We start from the raw sequence: 15,786 nt of genomic DNA on the forward strand, positions 1-15,786 counted from the left end.
AAGTATGCACTTAAAATTTTTTGAATTATATAGTTTTTTATCAAATTTTTGGTAAAAAGTAGAGTAAATTTCTGCAAAGGTCATTCAATGTATTCTTTAGATTGGTCCTATGTTAATGGAGTCCCAAAGTCCACTTCATTTTTTAAATGCACTCCCGAAGACTTTCAAGTGAATGAGTTTTTTGATAGTCCATTTTCTGGAGAAGGAGAACACATTGTTCTCAAAATACAAAAATCAGGCTTAACCACTACAGAAGTGGTTAAATCGTTGGCAAAACTAGTGCATAAGCCAGAGAAAGCGATTGGTTATGCGGGATTAAAGGACAGACACGCATTGACGACTCAATGGTTGAGCATTCATGCTCCTGGGGAACAGATTCCAGAAATCGCACAACTTTCGGCACCGGGTTGGCGCATTTTGGAGTGCACACGCCATCATAAAAAATTGAAACCGGGATTTTTAACGGGAAATCAATTTATTCTGCGTTTGCGCGAAATCACTCATCCAGAAGATTTACTCGATCGTATCGAACGAATTAAAAAGCTTGGTGTTCCTAACTATTTTGGAGAACAGCGATTTGGTCGTAATGCAGGCAATGTGTTAAAAGCAGAAGAGATGCTTGTTCGGGGGCATAAGGTCAAAGACCGTTTTTTACGAGGGATGTATTGTTCTGCCGCACGTTCATGGATTTATAATTTGATTCTATCTCATCGTGTTTTGGAACAAAGTTGGAATACTCCTCTGCCTGGAGATGTGATGCAACTTCAAGGATCAAACAGTATTTTTGTTATCGATCGCGTTGATAATGAATTACTTCAAAGGATTCAAGACAAAGATATCTCTCCTGCAAGCCCCTTACCGGGGAAAAGTAAATACAAAGTCAAAGATGAAGCATTACAATTGATTAATAAAATTTATCTTGATTGGCAACCCTGGTTAGCCGGTTTGGAGCGTTATGGTTTAGAGGAGGATTGGCGCGCTAATATTCTGCATGTAGAACAATTTAGCTGCGTGATTAAAGATAATTACGCTGAGTTATCTTTTAGTTTGCCTGCTGGAGCTTATGCAACGGCAGTATTACGTGAATTAACTCTTTATCAGAACGGATAATCCATATGTTGTATTACAGAGCTTTTTCATTAATTTGGCTCGCTCATTAGGATTTGCCTAGTACTTTTCTCATATTGTTTTATACAAACGAACTATACTTTCATTAATAGAATGAAAGATTAGGATAACCATTTAATGGGAAAAGAAGCGTTACTCAAAGCCGCAATTAAACAGGGAAATTTGGTTCAATTTCAATGGCTAATGTCCAGTGTATATGAAGAAAATTTTCTCATGACGGATGAAAGTGGTAATACGCTTATGCATCTGGCAGCAATATATGATCAACTTGAAATTCTGAAGGTGCTTATGAGAAAAGCAGAGGATTTCAATAGTTCAATACTTGAAATTACCAATGATAATGGATTTACCCCTCTAGAGTGTTGTTATTTGCATTCATCATTAAATACGATGCCATTATTAGAATCTAATCCCCAATTAAGTGAGTCTGCAAAATTGGTTATCTCAAAACAGTACAATAGATTAAAGGGCTTGCCTCCAACCGGTTTGCGTAGGCAAGGACTCGAAAAAATTGCCCTAGTTGCGAGTGCTCTTGGTGATGTTACGGCATTGCAGATTCTTTTAGATATTACTCGGAATAAAGAAAATTTACTTCGTCATCAAACCAAAGATGGATGGTCTGGTGTCCATTTCGCTGCATTGAACGATCGATTGGATGCAATTAAATTATTTCCTGAAGAGTTCGCAGCAAAAGTCAGAGACAATTACGGTAATACTCCGTTAATGCTGGCAGCTGGGAGGGGAAATTTAAAAATTTTGGAGTACTTACTTGAAAAAGGCGCAGACCTACATCAAAAAAATATTCACGAAGAAAATGCCGCCTTTTTTGCTGCTGAAAATGGACAATTAAATACACTTGAATTTTTAAGTGGCAAAGGTATTGATCTGACTATCGTGAATGATAAGGGGGAAAACGCTTTACTGGTAGCCGCAAAAAATGGACATTTGGCCTGCGTTACATTTCTGTTAGGGTGTGGACTCTCTGCTGATCTAAAAGACAATCAAGGGAAAACAGCTTTTCAACTTGCGTTAGAGACGTCTCAACTAGAGATCGCTGATTTACTAGCGACTCTTAGTACTTCAAATGAAAAAGACCAAGCTTTGATTGATGCTGTAAACAGAGGAGATTTGGTAACAGTACAATGGTTAGTGGAACATGGTGCTTCTTTATCAGTTACAGATCAATTTCAAATGACTCCTCTATTATTAGCGGCACATTTGGGTAAGACACAATTAGTCGATTATTTTCTTAAGTTAGATCCTTCACCTATTCATGATAAGGATAGGGAGGGAGATAATGCATTGTTTGTGGCAATAAAAAACGGTCAGACTACTCTTGTTGATCATTTAATTTCTGGAGGGCATTTTTCACTGCAAGATAGAAATTCTCAAGGAAAAACTCCATTATTAGTAGCCGCAGAAATTAATTCCGAGGATCTTGTCGAGCTCTTACATCACAAAGGTAGCTCGTTGGAGGAACAAGATGGAGAAGGAAATACAGCATTTCATTTGTTGCTCGCTAAAGGGAATTTCGGAAATGCTGAAAGTTATATTCATTCTCATAGTCCTAATTTGATCCTGAAAAAAAATAATAAAGGCGAATCGCCTTTACATTCAGGAGTTATGCATAAGCAAAGTGATGAAATAAATAAAATACTAAATGTTACTCTAGATCCTAAGACCAGAAACCAGTTGGTCAAATTAAGAGATGCTCAGGGTAATACTGCCTTATTGTCGGCTGTGGAATCTCATAATTTCGATGTCATTCCATTGTTGCTGAGAGCGAAAGCTGATGTCTTAGACAAAAATGATAAAAATCAATCAGTTATTACTATAACCCCTTTGAATACTTTTCCTCAGGAAATGATTAAGCATTTCTTTGATGCGTATCAGATTGATTATAGAGAATATTATGCTAGACGAAGACTTTATTTTATTTTTGGTGGAGAGAAGTTGAATGAAGTTCTTAAATTTCCTAATGCTGATGTCAAATATGGTTCGGGTCTATTTGATGAAGGAATTAAGGTCTTGGGTGACCATTTGCATGATTTTATTAAAGAGAAACATCCAGAGGACTCTTCAAAGTTTGAACCTTTATTAGCTGCGTTAGATAAACTTCAATCTGATACCACAGTTGAAGATATATTAAGGCGTTTAGATAGTGAGGGCATGGCTTTCCAGGCCACGGGTTTTACAGGCCATGCTATTCTTGCTACTTTAAAAAATATGTCAGATGAACATATGAAACTCTCACTTGCTGAGCGAGGTGCTCGGGTAGGTGGCGCTCCTTTTTTGAATGATGAAAACAAAAAATTCGCAGCGATTCGATCGATTGTTGTTCCTAAGGAAAAACGCCAGCAAGTGATCGAGCTTTTATATCAAGCAAGAAACTCATCTCAGGAAAAAGGAGTGGATATTTTGTTTAATCAAATACCTGAGTTGGTTGGAGAACCTTATCAATTTTCTTCGATTTATCAGAAAAAATTCATGGATATTTGTTTTTACAGTAATCCAAAAACAGGTTTATATGAACAATTTGTTGAAATTCTTGGCGATGAGAAGGGCAAGGCTTTTTACAAAGAATTTGAACTCTATATGCGAGAACAGGAGTTAGAGCAATATAAAGAACTCCGTAAATTAACTCATCCGGGGGAACCCTTACAAGAAAATCCAATCGTTGTTAAAGCAGAGGAACTCATTGAAAAAAGGCAGGCGTCAACTCATGCTTCTTTCTCTCATTCAAAGTGATTCAGGTATAGGGGGCTAGCTTGAACACAGTTCACACCAGTAGAGATATCGAAAAAGTAAACTCTTGTTTCACTTTGCTGAAACCTGATCACCATAATTGAGAGGTAACAGGCTAGATAAAATTGATTTTTTTATCAAAGCGAGCTATGTTTTAAATGAATAAGTCCGATTTATAGACAGCTTGTAAGGTGTAGCATGAAGAATCAAATATTAGATTCTCATGGACTGAAATCTCTAGGGCTTCAGGATGATTTGCTGGCACTGAGAAAGATCCACTCTTTACCTCAGTTAACTTATGTAGATGTATCAAAACAACGAATTATCACAGAAATAACCGAACGTTGGACAATATTAAAAGAGCTTTGTGACATGAGCTCAAAAATTAAATAGGAAAAAAAGCATGCCTGTAATTGCGCTGCAAGGAATCCGTGGAGGGGTAGGTGCAACCTCTATTGCTGTTGGCCTGGCTTGGGCATTGCAGCAACTGAAGCAATCAGTATTGGTTATTGATTTTACGCCAGATAATTTGTTGCGTTTGCATTTTAATATGCCTTTTGAACAGGTAGAGGGTTGGGCGCGATCCTATCAGGATAAACAAGATTGGAGCGAAAATATCCAGGCTTACACCCCCCAATTGGATTATTTGCCTTTTGGCAAAATAACTCATGTCGAGCGTGTTAACTTAGAAAACGATCTCCAGAAAAATCCTGATTTTTGGCAAAAAAATATAGAATATTTATTTACTAAAGATAATTATGATTGGATTGTACTAGACTTGCCCTCAGATACTAAGTTACTCACTCAACAAGGATTAGATAACGCTGATGTTGTATTCTTATTGTTGACCCCAGACGTTAATTGCCATATTCGTTTACATCAACAAAAAACTCCAGAGAATTGCTATTTTTTAATGAATCATTATTCTCCAGCCAAGTCATTACAAAAAGATTTATATGAATTATGGCAGCGGTTATTACCTAATTTTTTACCAATAATACTTCATAGTGATGAAGCAATGGCTGAGTCGCTTGCTGCTAAAAAACCTATAGGTGAATATCACCCACATAGTTTAATAACTCAAGATGTTAATGCATTAGCCGATTGGTGCATGAGTAATGATTTTGGAAATACAAAATGAGTAATCTCTTGTATTTTCTTTTGTCTCATGAGGCTTATAAAAAAGTTGAAAAGATTAGCCATCATTTTCGGCATCGTCAAATTTCATTTTTGACCACAACGTGCATCATTTTATTCCAATTAATAGGTTGGACTTTTTTAAGACTGGAGTCGACTAGTTGGCAATGGATGCGTAAGAATCATCAATGTTGGTTTCCACATATTTCAACAAAACATCCTCGTCCTGGAGACATATTTCGGTATTTAATCCAAAGCATGTGGTTAATTTTGTTCTTTCCAGAACAAAATAAAAATTCGGTTTATGATAAAAATAGTCTTTGGAAAAGAGGTCTTGATTATTACTATTCTTGGATAGAACAGCTGCCCTCAAAGATCGAAGCCAGTAAAGTCGGAAAACAGACTACCAAGCATTTTAGACAAGCAAATAATATTGTGCGCCGTATCTTGTTTATTGTATTAAGCATTTTTTCAGCGTTATTGTTATTAATTTGTATTACTCAACCATTTGCACCAATAGCACAATTTATTTTTGTCGTGCTCCTCTGGTTAATGGCAATGAGTATCCGTAAAGTTCCTGGGCATATGAGTACCATTATGCTCGTGGTTCTTTCTGTGATTGTGTCATGTCGTTATCTGTGGTGGAGATATGCCTACACTTTGGTCTGGGATGATACCGTGAGTGTGATATTTGGCAGCTTGCTTATCTTTGCTGAAACTTATATTTGGCTGGTGATGATATTGGGATACTTTCAAAGCCTTTGGCCATTACATCGTCAGCCTGTAGAATTGCCTGCTGATCATTCTACATGGCCCACTGTAGATATTATGATCGCAACTTATAATGAGGATCTCAGTATATTAAAACCTGGAGTATACTCGGCCTTAGGAGTGAATTGGCCAAAAGAAAAACTTAATATTTATATCTTAGATGATGGTAACCGTCCTGAATTTAAAGCATTTGCAGAGGAAGTCGGTGTGCATTATATAGCACGTCCTAACCATGATCATGCAAAAGCTGGCAATATTAACTATGCCCTAAAGCATTCAAATGGTGAGTTGGTGGCAATTTTTGATTGCGACTATGTGATTACCCATCCTTTTTTGCAATTGACTGTAGGTTGGTTTTTGAAAGATCCTAATCTTGCTATTTTACAAACCCCACATCACTTTTTCTCACCAGATCCCTTCGAGCGCAATTTGAAATCGTTTCGCAAAACTCCTAACGAAAGTGCCTTGTTCTATGGAGTGGTTCAGGACGGGAATGATACTTGGAATGCAACATACTTTTGTGGTTCCAGCGGTATTATGCGCCGTTCGGCATTGGAAAAAATTGGTGGTCTTGCAGTAGAAAGTGTTACCGAAGATGCCCATACTTCATTACGACTTCAACGGCTTGGTTATAATTCTGCTTACATTCGAATTCCATTGGCTGCAGGACTAGCCACTGAAAGTCTTGCAAATCATGTGGCTCAACGTATTCGTTGGGCACGTGGTATGACACAGATTTTGCGAATAGATAATCCCTTACTGGGCAGAGGCTTAGACTTTGGGCAACGACTTTGCTATTTCAATGCAATGTTGCATTTTCTTTCTGGACTTCCTCGCTTAATCTTTTTTATCACTCCAGCAGCATTCTTAATTTTGGATGCTTACGTGGTCTATGCGTCTGGAGTGATGATATTGCTTTATGCTATACCTCATATTATTCATGCTGTATTAACGAATAACCAAATTCAAGGACGGTTTCGTCATTTTCTTTGGAATGAAATCTATGAAACTGTTATGGCCTGGTATATTGCGGTGCCTACGACCATGGCTTTGATCAATCCCCATAAAGGGCGTTTTAATGTCACTCCCAAAGGGGATATTACTGCAGAAACACATGTAGATTGGCTGACTGCACGACCTTATATCACGTTATTAATTATTAATATTGCGGGCTTGATCGCGGCAGGTTTTCGTTTGACGGTTGACCCGGCGGCAACAATTTTAGCTGTTCTCATTACAGCAACCTGGTCTTTGTATAATATAGCTATTCTTGGCGGGGCGCTGGGTGTAAGTATTGAAGCAAGGCAAAGGCGTAGAGCACCTCGCGTAACTTTTGTTATGCCCGCAGCAGTTATGCGCGCTGATGGCCATGTATTTCAATGTACTTTGAGGGATTATTCTGATAAAGGAGTAGGTATACAACTGGAAAAACAGGGCTTGTTTGAGGCAGGAGAAGAGATCACTCTTCTTCTCAAACGTGGACATGATGAATTTGCTTTTCAAGGAACTATTGCCTATACCTTTAATCGCAAAATTGGTATTCAATTACATGAGTTATCTCTAAGGCAAAATATTGACTTTATCCAATGCACCTTCGCACGAGCGGATGTCTGGTCGTTGTGGCAAGATGAGTTTAGTCAGGATAAGCCCCTAAAAAGCATGCAAGACGTATTTGCTCTGGACTTGCGTGGTTATTACGATATCATAGAATATACACCCTATAGAATTCGAAAAATGCTAATAGGCTTTAGCAACGCAGTTATTTGGATGGGAACATTTCTTCCTCACAAGCCTAAATTAAAGAGTAATTGCTAATTATTATTATTTGAATTTGAATTAAATTTAAAAACTAATGGATGAGATAATGAGAAGAAGAATAATCCGTATTATATTGCTGACTTTGGGATGTGCTAGTGTTCAGTTAAACGCGGCCCCTGACGTTTCAGTGAATCCTCCTTCTGCAAAACCGATATTATCTGCTCCAGCCAATGTTCCAACCCGAAAAGTTCAATTGTATTTTAATAACTTAAATCAGCAGCAAGGGAATTTTACTTTAGGTAATTTCACTACGGGAAGAAATATCGAGTTCAGCATGCGTAAGGATGAGCTGGTATTTCAAGCAGTATTGCATTTGCAATTCATTCCTTCACCAGCACTGATTCCTTTATTATCACAGCTTAAAATTTATCTAAATGATCAATTGGTAGATGTTATCGCAATTAGTGAGGAACAATTAGGTAAACTAAATTCTAAAGATGTACCCATCGATCCTCGTTTTATAAATGATTTTAATCGTCTCCGACTGGAGTTTATTGGTCATTATAAATCAATTTGTGAAAATCCGGCACACAGCTCCATATGGATAGATATTGACAAACTTAGCTACCTTGAGTTGAATTTTCAAACCTTGCTTTTGAAAAATGATCTTTCACATTTTCCAGAACCTTTCTTCGATCCACTTGATAATAATCAGTTAAATATGCCCATAATATTCGCTAATCAACCTGATTTAATGCAACAACGTGCCGCAGCAATTTTGGCCTCTTGGTTTGGTAGTAAATCCTTATGGCGCGGTGCTTTTTTTCCTGTTTTATATAACCAATTACCCACAGGCCATGCAGTAGTATTTGCTACGAATACCCAGAGACCTGATTTCTTGAAAAATCATAAAACTGTAGAAGCGCCTACAGTCGAGATGATCAGTCATCCAAATAATCCCTATGTCAAACTACTGTTGATTTTGGGGCGTGACGATCAGGATTTATTAACTGCAGTTCAAGGCATTGCACAAGGTAATGTTCTTTTCCGAGGACCAAGTGTAACAATCGAAAACGTAAAAATGTTAGCGGTCCGAAAACCTTACGACGCACCAAATTGGGTTCCTACAGATAGACCAGTATCTTTTGCAAAATTAGAAGAATTTGAGGGGCAACTACAAACCAAAGGCTATACTCCTTATCCAGTTTCTCTCCGATTTAATACACCACCTGATTTATATTTAAATCAAACCAGAGGCATTGATTTACGATTAAAGTATAGTTACTCGCTACCACCAGCAGCCAGTATGTCACAACTGGGTATTAGTCTGAATAATTCTTTTGTGAAAAGCTATCAGCTGGAACCTAAGGGAGAGAAAACGCTTACCGCAAATATGGCAGTAACAAGTAAAAAACTATATGTTCCAGTGAAGTTAGGGGCACATAATCAATTTATCTTTGATTTTGCATATGGCACACAGATTGCCGGGGGAATGCAAAATGATCAGTGTATTACCTATCAGGTAATTAATAATTCGGGAGCTATTGATGGTTCTTCAACCTTAAATTTATCCAATTATTCTCATTTTATTACTTTGCCCAATTTAAAAGTATTTATGAACTCTGGTTTTCCTTTTAGCATTCTGGCGGATCTGTCACAAACAATTGTGTATATTGATCCACGATCACAGACTGAAGCATTGACTACATTACTTAATGTATCCGGTAATATTGGTGCAGCAACAGGTTATCCTATTTTGGCGATGACTTTAACAGATGACTGGTCTCATGTGAAAAATAGAGATGCAGATCTCTTGATAATTGGTGTACTACCCAAAGAGCTTCAAGATAATGACGATCTCAATATATTGATCAATAAAACGGATTGGATTAAAAAACCTTTAAATAGAAATGCGATGCCAGATACACATCGAGAGACTCCTTTCAGCGCTGCTGAGAGCAAAACTACTGTTAGTGCTATGGGGTCTGTAGCTGCTATTCTTGGTATTGAATCACCCTATTATAAAAAACGCAGCATTATTGCTTTATTAGCAGAAAACCAACAAGGCTTTACCCTGCTCAATAGGGCAATAACCAATAATAAAAATGTAGACAAAATCTTTGGTTCGATAGCGGTAATCCGTGATTCTGGTATTAACAGCTTCCGAGTGGGTAATACGTATCAACTAGGATATTTGCCATTTTGGGAGCGTTTTTGGTACTCATTGCAAAAGCATCCAATTAATTTAGCACTCTTATCTCTTTTGGCCGCTATCATAGTCACATTCTTGATTTGGAATGCTTTATTGCGAATTAGTAAGCGTCGTTTAAATAGTTCTCAACAGGATAAAACGTGATTTTTAAATTAAGAAATAAGAAATTAATATCTGGTTTTTTCTTATTTTTATTAGGTATTAGTAACGGTCTGGCAGGTACACAATGGCCAATGTGGGAAAAATTTAAGCAATACTACATTAGTAAGGATGGACGAGTTATTGATCCACAGCTTCCTGAAAGGAAGACTACGTCCGAAGGCCAAAGTTATGGATTATTTTTTGCATTGGTTGCTAATGATCAATCTACGTTTGATCAATTATTACATTGGACAGAAAATAATCTTGCTGAAGGTGATTTGGGAAAACGTCTACCTGCATGGGCATGGGGACAAAATTCCAAAAAAAAATGGACTGTTTTAGACAGTAATTCTGCAGCCGATGCTGATCTATGGATTGCTTATGATTTACTTGAAGCGGGACGTTTATGGAAAAAAGAACGTTATAATTCTCTTGGTAAAAAGCTTCTCCAACGCATTCTTAAAGAAGAAGTTACTCAAATTCCGGGATTTGGACTTATGTTACTTCCAGGTAAATTCGGGTTTAATTTTAAAAATTCCTGGCGCCTTAATCCCAGTTATTTACCGCCACAGTTATTTGCTCGATTTACTTCACTGAACAGCAAATGGAGTAAGCTAGAACGCAACAGCAGGCGCTTGCTGTTAGAAACGTCTCCTAAAGGGTTCGCCCCAGATTGGGTTATTTGGAAAAAGAATGTTGGTTGGCAGCCTGATCAAAAGGATCCTAATTTAGGTAGTTATAATGCGATTCGTGTGTATCTTTGGGTAGGGATGTTAGATCATCAAGCAACTCAGGCAACAGAATTGATACAACATTATTTACCTATTATTAGTTTGACGCAACAACTGGGTGCGCCTCCAGAGAAAATTGATATTGTTAGCGGTAAAACACAGGGTAAGGGCTCTATTGGTTTTACTGCTGCACTATTACCTTTATTTGCAAATATTCCTTCTGAGCTTGTAGTACAAAGACAGCATATTGATGCAGTCGAACTGACAGCTGACAGTTACTACAGTTCAGTACTAAGACTTTTTGGTGAAGGGTGGGATCAAAAGCGATATCGTTTTAACGCTCAGGGCGAGTTGATATTACCATAACAATGGAGGGCTTTTGTGCCCAGTACTCCTGCTTTTGTTGTACTATCTAGGTTGTCGAAGCTAATTGTTCCCTCAGCTCATTTATTCACTATAGTTATTCAAAACAGTAAGGAACTGGCTTCCATAATGAGCCAACTTATGTTGCCCCACACCAGGTACTGCAAGTAGCTGATCCAAGTTTTGAGGTCTTATTTCAGTCATTGCATGCAAGGTTGCATCACTGAAAATCATAAAGGGTGGTTTGTTTTCCTCATCTGCTAACTCACGTCTTAATGCACGCAGCAACTCGAATAGAGGGCTATTTGTGGCTTGAATCGAACGTCGTTCTTTGGCTTTCTTTTTACTGCCCTGAAACTCAGTATTAGGTATGGTCAGTGATATTTTTTCTTCGCCTTTAAGCAAAGGAATAGCTTTGGGTGTTAGTTTAAGAACTTGAAACTGATTCATATCTTGTAGGCAATATTCTTTATGGATGAGTTGCCAGGCGAGTTGCTTCCAGTAATAGGCTGATTTGTTTTTACCAATGCCAAAGGTACTGAGCTGCTCATGGCCATATTGTTTAATTTTATCTGAAGAACTACCACGTAATACTTCTATGGTATACGTTAAACCATAATTTTGACGCAATCGATAAACACAGGATAAGAATTTTTGCGCGTCTTCTGTCGCATCAGCAGTTATTGGTGGATTATCACAGACGTCACAATACTTGCATTCAGTGTCACAGAGCTCATCAAAATAGCGTAATAAAATTTGTCGACGGCAATGAGATGCTTCAGCAAAAGCAAGCATATGGTTAAGCTTGCTGGTTTCAACTCGTCTTTGTTCATCCAGCGGGTTATTCATGATCCACGAGCGTAGTCTGGCGCTGTCTGCTGCGTTATAAAGTAAGAGTGCTTGAGCTGGTAGGCCATCACGCCCAGCACGTCCTGTTTCTTGATAGTACCCTTCAATATTTTTAGGTAAATCGTGATGTACGACGAAACGAACATTAGGCTTATCTATTCCCATCCCAAAAGCGATGGTAGCAACAACAATATCAATGCGATCATATCTGAATAAAGTTTGCACTTCTCGACGCTCATTATGAGAAAGTCCGGCATGATAGGCACGGGCTTTGAATCCCATTTCTTGTAGTTTTTGAGCCAGATTTTCTACCCCATTACGTGTCCCACAATAAATAATTCCTGATTGTTGTTCCACGGTTTGTAAAAACTGATTTAATTGCTTGGCAACATTGGTCTTAGGAACTACTTTGTAATGGATATTGGGTCTGTTAAATGAAGCAATATATTTTTTGGGTAAATAGTTTAACCTATCCACAATATCTTGGCGTGTTTGTTTATCAGCCGTGGCAGTTAAAGCAATAATTGGAATATCAGGAAAATGATTTTTTAAAATACCTAACGCAGAATACTCGGGACGAAAATCATGCCCCCACTGGGAGATGCAATGGGCTTCATCAATGGCAAAAAGTGCGATGTGACATTCGTTTAATCGCTCCAAGAAGGAGGTGCTAATCAAGCGCTCAGGAGCAATGTACAGCAAATCCAGTTCATCTTGATGTAATTGCATTAATACATTCTTTGCTTCTTCACTGGTTAAAGAGGAGTTATAATAAGCAGCACGAATTCCCTGTAATCTGAGCGCAGTTACTTGATCCTCCATTAACGCAATTAATGGAGAAACAACGATACCTACACCGGGTCTTACAAGGGCAGGTATTTGATAACACAGCGATTTCCCACCGCCGGTGGGCATTAAAACAAGCACGTCATGTCCAGCTATAACATCATTAATGATGTCTTCTTGTGGTGTTCTGAACGAGTCAAAGCCAAAATATTCTTTGAGTACAGCAAGTGAGTTTTTATTGCGAGTTACCGGTGCTGCAAGAGTTTCCATGTGATTATTCTTATTATTTTCACGGACGCAGAAAATTCGCAATCATATCATCATCCTTAAAAAAGCAGTAGAGTTCTATTACGAATGCCTAGGGTCATTACGGTTAAGTTAAGGATTTGGGTCATTGGTTTAAGGGTTTTTGTCATTCCCGCGAAGGCGGAAATCTATTCTTATAGTCGTACTGTGTCACTTTAGAAATGGCGGGAGCGACAGTTTTTTCAGTAGTGATACCTAGGGCTATGCTGTTTTTATAAGGATTATGGCTTGGAAATAAACACATTATCTTTGATATAAAAGCGCAGTAATTTTTCTGCCCAATCTTTTGCATAATGGACCCCTATTCTTGGTTTTTCTACAATAGTAATGGATGGTTGATTTTCAGCTTCGGCGATATAGAAGGTATCACCGGTTAGATCGTGTTGGTTTAATTGTCTATCTATATGCATTGCCTTAGAAAGTAGACCAGGTCCTTGGGTTCGTCCTTGAATGTTTTTGATGGGTTCAATTGCGCGCAACAATATCGCCGAACCTGTCCCTTCAGTTTCAGTAACGACATTGGTACAGTAATACATTCCATAAATTAAGTAGATGTAAGCGTAACCAGCAGGCCCATACATAACTTTTGTTCTTTGAGTAATGCCCTTAGAAGAATGGGATGCCAGATCATGTTGTCCTAGGTATGCTTCAACCTCAACGATCCTTCCTATGTATTCGATTCCTGAATAATTATGAATAATGTATTTGCCTAAAAGTTCTTTGGCAACAATAATAGTATCCCGTTCATAAAATGTTTTGGGTAATTTTCGAAGCATATATCTTTCACGGATGGTAAAAATTCGCAATAATAATACATTTGAATAAATTTTCTAAGGACAGTTTATGGATTTTGAATTCACAGCAGAGCATATAGCTTTTCGTGAGATGGCAGCTGATTTTGCACGCGACAAATTAGCTCCCATGGCCGATAATTGGGATGAGCATCATTATTTTCCCATTGAGGTTTTACGTGAGGCGGCCACATTAGGAATGGCTGGGATGATGGCGCGTGAGGATATTGGTGGATCACAATTGACACGTTTGGACTCTGCATTATTGTTCGAACAATTGGCGACTGGTTGTATCAGTACCAGTGCTTACCTTTCTATTCATAACATGGTTACCTCTTTAGTTGATCGATATGCCGATTCTGAGTTACGAAAGAAATGGGGACCTAAATTAACGTCTATGGAAGTAATCGGAAGTTATTGCCTGACTGAACCTGAATCGGGCTCTGATGCGGCTTCTTTAAAAACTCGAGCTATGAAGGATGGGGATTATTACATTCTTAATGGTTCCAAGGCCTTTATTTCAGGAGGTTCAGTAAGTGATGTTTATTTATGTATGGTTCGAACTGGTGATGAATCACATCATGGAATAAGTTGCTTATTGATCGAAAAAAACACTCCAGGATTGAGTTTCGGGAAATTAGAGCAAAAAATGGGTTGGAATAGTCAACCTACCTGCATGGTCTATTTTGAAAATTGTCGTGTACCTGTTGCCAATCGTGTTGGCGAGGAGGGGATGGGATTTAAAATTGCCTTGAATGCTTTAAATGGAGGACGGATTAATATTGCTTCATGTTCTTTAGGAGGAGCTCTCGCCTGCTTACGATTAACGCAAAGCTATATGCATGAGCGTAAACAATTTGGTAAGCCACTTACCGATATGCAGGCATTGCGTTTTTATTTCGCCGATATGTTAACAGATTACGAAGCGGCACGCTTAATGGTTTATCGGGCAGCAAGTGCCATGGATAAAAATGATCCGCAAGTCCCTATATACTGTGCTATGGCTAAACGTTTGGCTACGGATGTCGCGTTTCGCATTTGTGACAAGGCTATGCAAATTCACGGTGGTTATGGTTATTTACGTGATTATAAGATTGAGCGAATATTCAGGGACTTAAGAGTGCATCAAATTCTTGAAGGTACGAACGAAATTATGCGAGAAATTGTAGCCAAGGCAACTTTGGATGAGGAGCACTTTCTGTGCTGATTGAGTGGTTGTAATTTGTAGCTAGTGTTAGTAAACCGGAACCCGAGCTACGTTATGTTCTTCAATAGAAAGGGAGTAAAAGAATGAATTTAATTGAACAAGATTTGGATAGCCAGGGAATTTTAACTTTAACTTTAAACAGACCAGAGAAGTTAAATGCTTTAAGTTCCGAAGTGTTAGATGCTTTAGAAGAATTATTTCATTATGCAAAAACAAATCCAAAAGTTAAGGCATTGATGATTACTGGCAATGGCAAAGCTTTTTGTGCCGGTGCAGATATTAACCGCTTGGCTGAATGTACCGCTCAAACAGGATATGAATTTGCTTGTCGTGGACAAGAAGTGTTTCGACTTTTGGAAACTTTGGGTAAACCTTCATTGGCAGCGGTAAATGGATTTTCCTTCGGTGGTGGTTGCGAATTAGCTATCTCTGCAACATTAAGAATTGCTTCAACAAAAGCTCAGTTTGGTCAGCCTGAAGTAAAGCTAGGGGTTATTCCCGGTTATGGTGGCACACAACGATTAGCCCGTTTAATTGGTAAAGGACGAGCTCTGGATTTGTGTTTGACTGGACGATTTATTAATGCAGAAACGGCATTACATTGGGGATTGGTTAGTGAGGTTGTTGAACCAGAAGCTTTGTTAGAACGTGGTAAAGCATTATTGTATGGAATATTAAGTATGTCGCCTCTTGCTGTAGCGGGTATTATAGAAGTTATAGATCATGGCTATGATTTATCTTTAACAGATGCGTTACATCTAGAGGCAATTCATTTTGCTAAAGTGTGTGCTTCTGAAGATAAGCGAGAAGGAGTTGCGGCATTTCTAGAGAAACGAGTTGCTCAGTTCAAAGGAAGATAAT

General features: G+C 38.3%; 11 protein-coding genes. 9 read left to right on the forward strand and 2 right to left on the reverse strand.

The genetic code is table 11. The features are described 5' to 3' along the window. Nucleotides 1-87: 87 nt before the first annotated feature. The 7 genes from truD (at nucleotide 88) to bcsZ (ending at nucleotide 10,989) form a co-directional block, all read left to right on the forward strand. Nucleotides 88-1,110 (forward strand): tRNA pseudouridine(13) synthase TruD, encoded by a 1,023-nt coding sequence (gene truD / locus ACWTEW_RS04895; protein ID WP_454780644.1) that lies wholly within the window; start codon nucleotides 88-90, stop codon nucleotides 1,108-1,110. Between the two features lie 135 nt (nucleotides 1,111-1,245). After that, entirely contained in the window at nucleotides 1,246-3,876 is a 2,631-nt protein-coding gene (locus ACWTEW_RS04900) for an ankyrin repeat domain-containing protein (RefSeq protein ID WP_454780645.1), read from the forward strand. 195 nt (nucleotides 3,877-4,071) lie between these two features. Further along, nucleotides 4,072-4,266, forward strand: a complete 195-nt coding sequence (gene bcsR, locus ACWTEW_RS04905; RefSeq protein ID WP_454780646.1) for a cellulose biosynthesis protein BcsR — start codon at nucleotides 4,072-4,074, stop codon at nucleotides 4,264-4,266. A gap of 10 nt (nucleotides 4,267-4,276) precedes the next feature. Continuing rightward, nucleotides 4,277-5,014: a cellulose biosynthesis protein BcsQ gene (gene bcsQ, locus ACWTEW_RS04910; RefSeq protein ID WP_454780647.1), complete on the forward strand. Its 738-nt coding sequence runs from the start codon at nucleotides 4,277-4,279 to the stop codon at nucleotides 5,012-5,014. Beyond that, a complete protein-coding gene (gene bcsA / locus ACWTEW_RS04915; RefSeq protein ID WP_454780648.1) occupies nucleotides 5,011-7,596 on the forward strand; it encodes a UDP-forming cellulose synthase catalytic subunit in 2,586 nt (861 codons plus the stop codon). The genes bcsQ and bcsA overlap by 4 nt, the downstream gene beginning before the upstream one ends. 49 nt (nucleotides 7,597-7,645) lie before the next feature. After that, nucleotides 7,646-9,895 carry a cellulose biosynthesis cyclic di-GMP-binding regulatory protein BcsB gene (bcsB, locus tag ACWTEW_RS04920; RefSeq protein ID WP_454780649.1) on the forward strand — a complete coding sequence of 750 codons (2,250 nt, stop codon included), beginning with the start codon at nucleotides 7,646-7,648 and terminating at the stop codon, nucleotides 9,893-9,895. Continuing rightward, entirely contained in the window at nucleotides 9,892-10,989 is a 1,098-nt protein-coding gene (gene bcsZ / locus ACWTEW_RS04925) for a cellulose synthase complex periplasmic endoglucanase BcsZ (RefSeq protein ID WP_454780650.1), read from the forward strand. Before bcsB ends, bcsZ begins: the two co-directional genes overlap by 4 nt. Nucleotides 10,990-11,070: 81 nt before the next feature. Here the strand turns inward: bcsZ and recQ are convergent, their stop codons facing one another. After that, nucleotides 11,071-12,891 carry a DNA helicase RecQ gene (gene recQ, locus ACWTEW_RS04930; RefSeq protein WP_454780651.1) on the reverse strand — a complete coding sequence of 607 codons (1,821 nt, stop codon included), beginning with the start codon at nucleotides 12,889-12,891 and terminating at the stop codon, nucleotides 11,071-11,073. A 257-nt stretch (nucleotides 12,892-13,148) separates the two neighbouring features. After that, a complete protein-coding gene (locus tag ACWTEW_RS04935) occupies nucleotides 13,149-13,703 on the reverse strand; it encodes a DNA-3-methyladenine glycosylase (RefSeq protein WP_454780652.1) in 555 nt (184 codons plus the stop codon). A gap of 67 nt (nucleotides 13,704-13,770) precedes the next feature. Between ACWTEW_RS04935 and ACWTEW_RS04940 the strand changes: the two genes are divergently transcribed. Both ACWTEW_RS04940 and ACWTEW_RS04945 read left to right on the forward strand, forming a co-directional pair. After that, nucleotides 13,771-14,925: an acyl-CoA dehydrogenase family protein gene (locus ACWTEW_RS04940; protein WP_454780653.1), complete on the forward strand. Its 1,155-nt coding sequence runs from the start codon at nucleotides 13,771-13,773 to the stop codon at nucleotides 14,923-14,925. 83 nt (nucleotides 14,926-15,008) lie between these two features. Beyond that, entirely contained in the window at nucleotides 15,009-15,785 is a 777-nt protein-coding gene (locus ACWTEW_RS04945; RefSeq protein ID WP_454780654.1) for an enoyl-CoA hydratase/isomerase family protein, read from the forward strand. Nucleotide 15,786 lies beyond the last annotated feature (1 nt).

The organism is Legionella stuttgartensis, assembly GCF_977063405.2.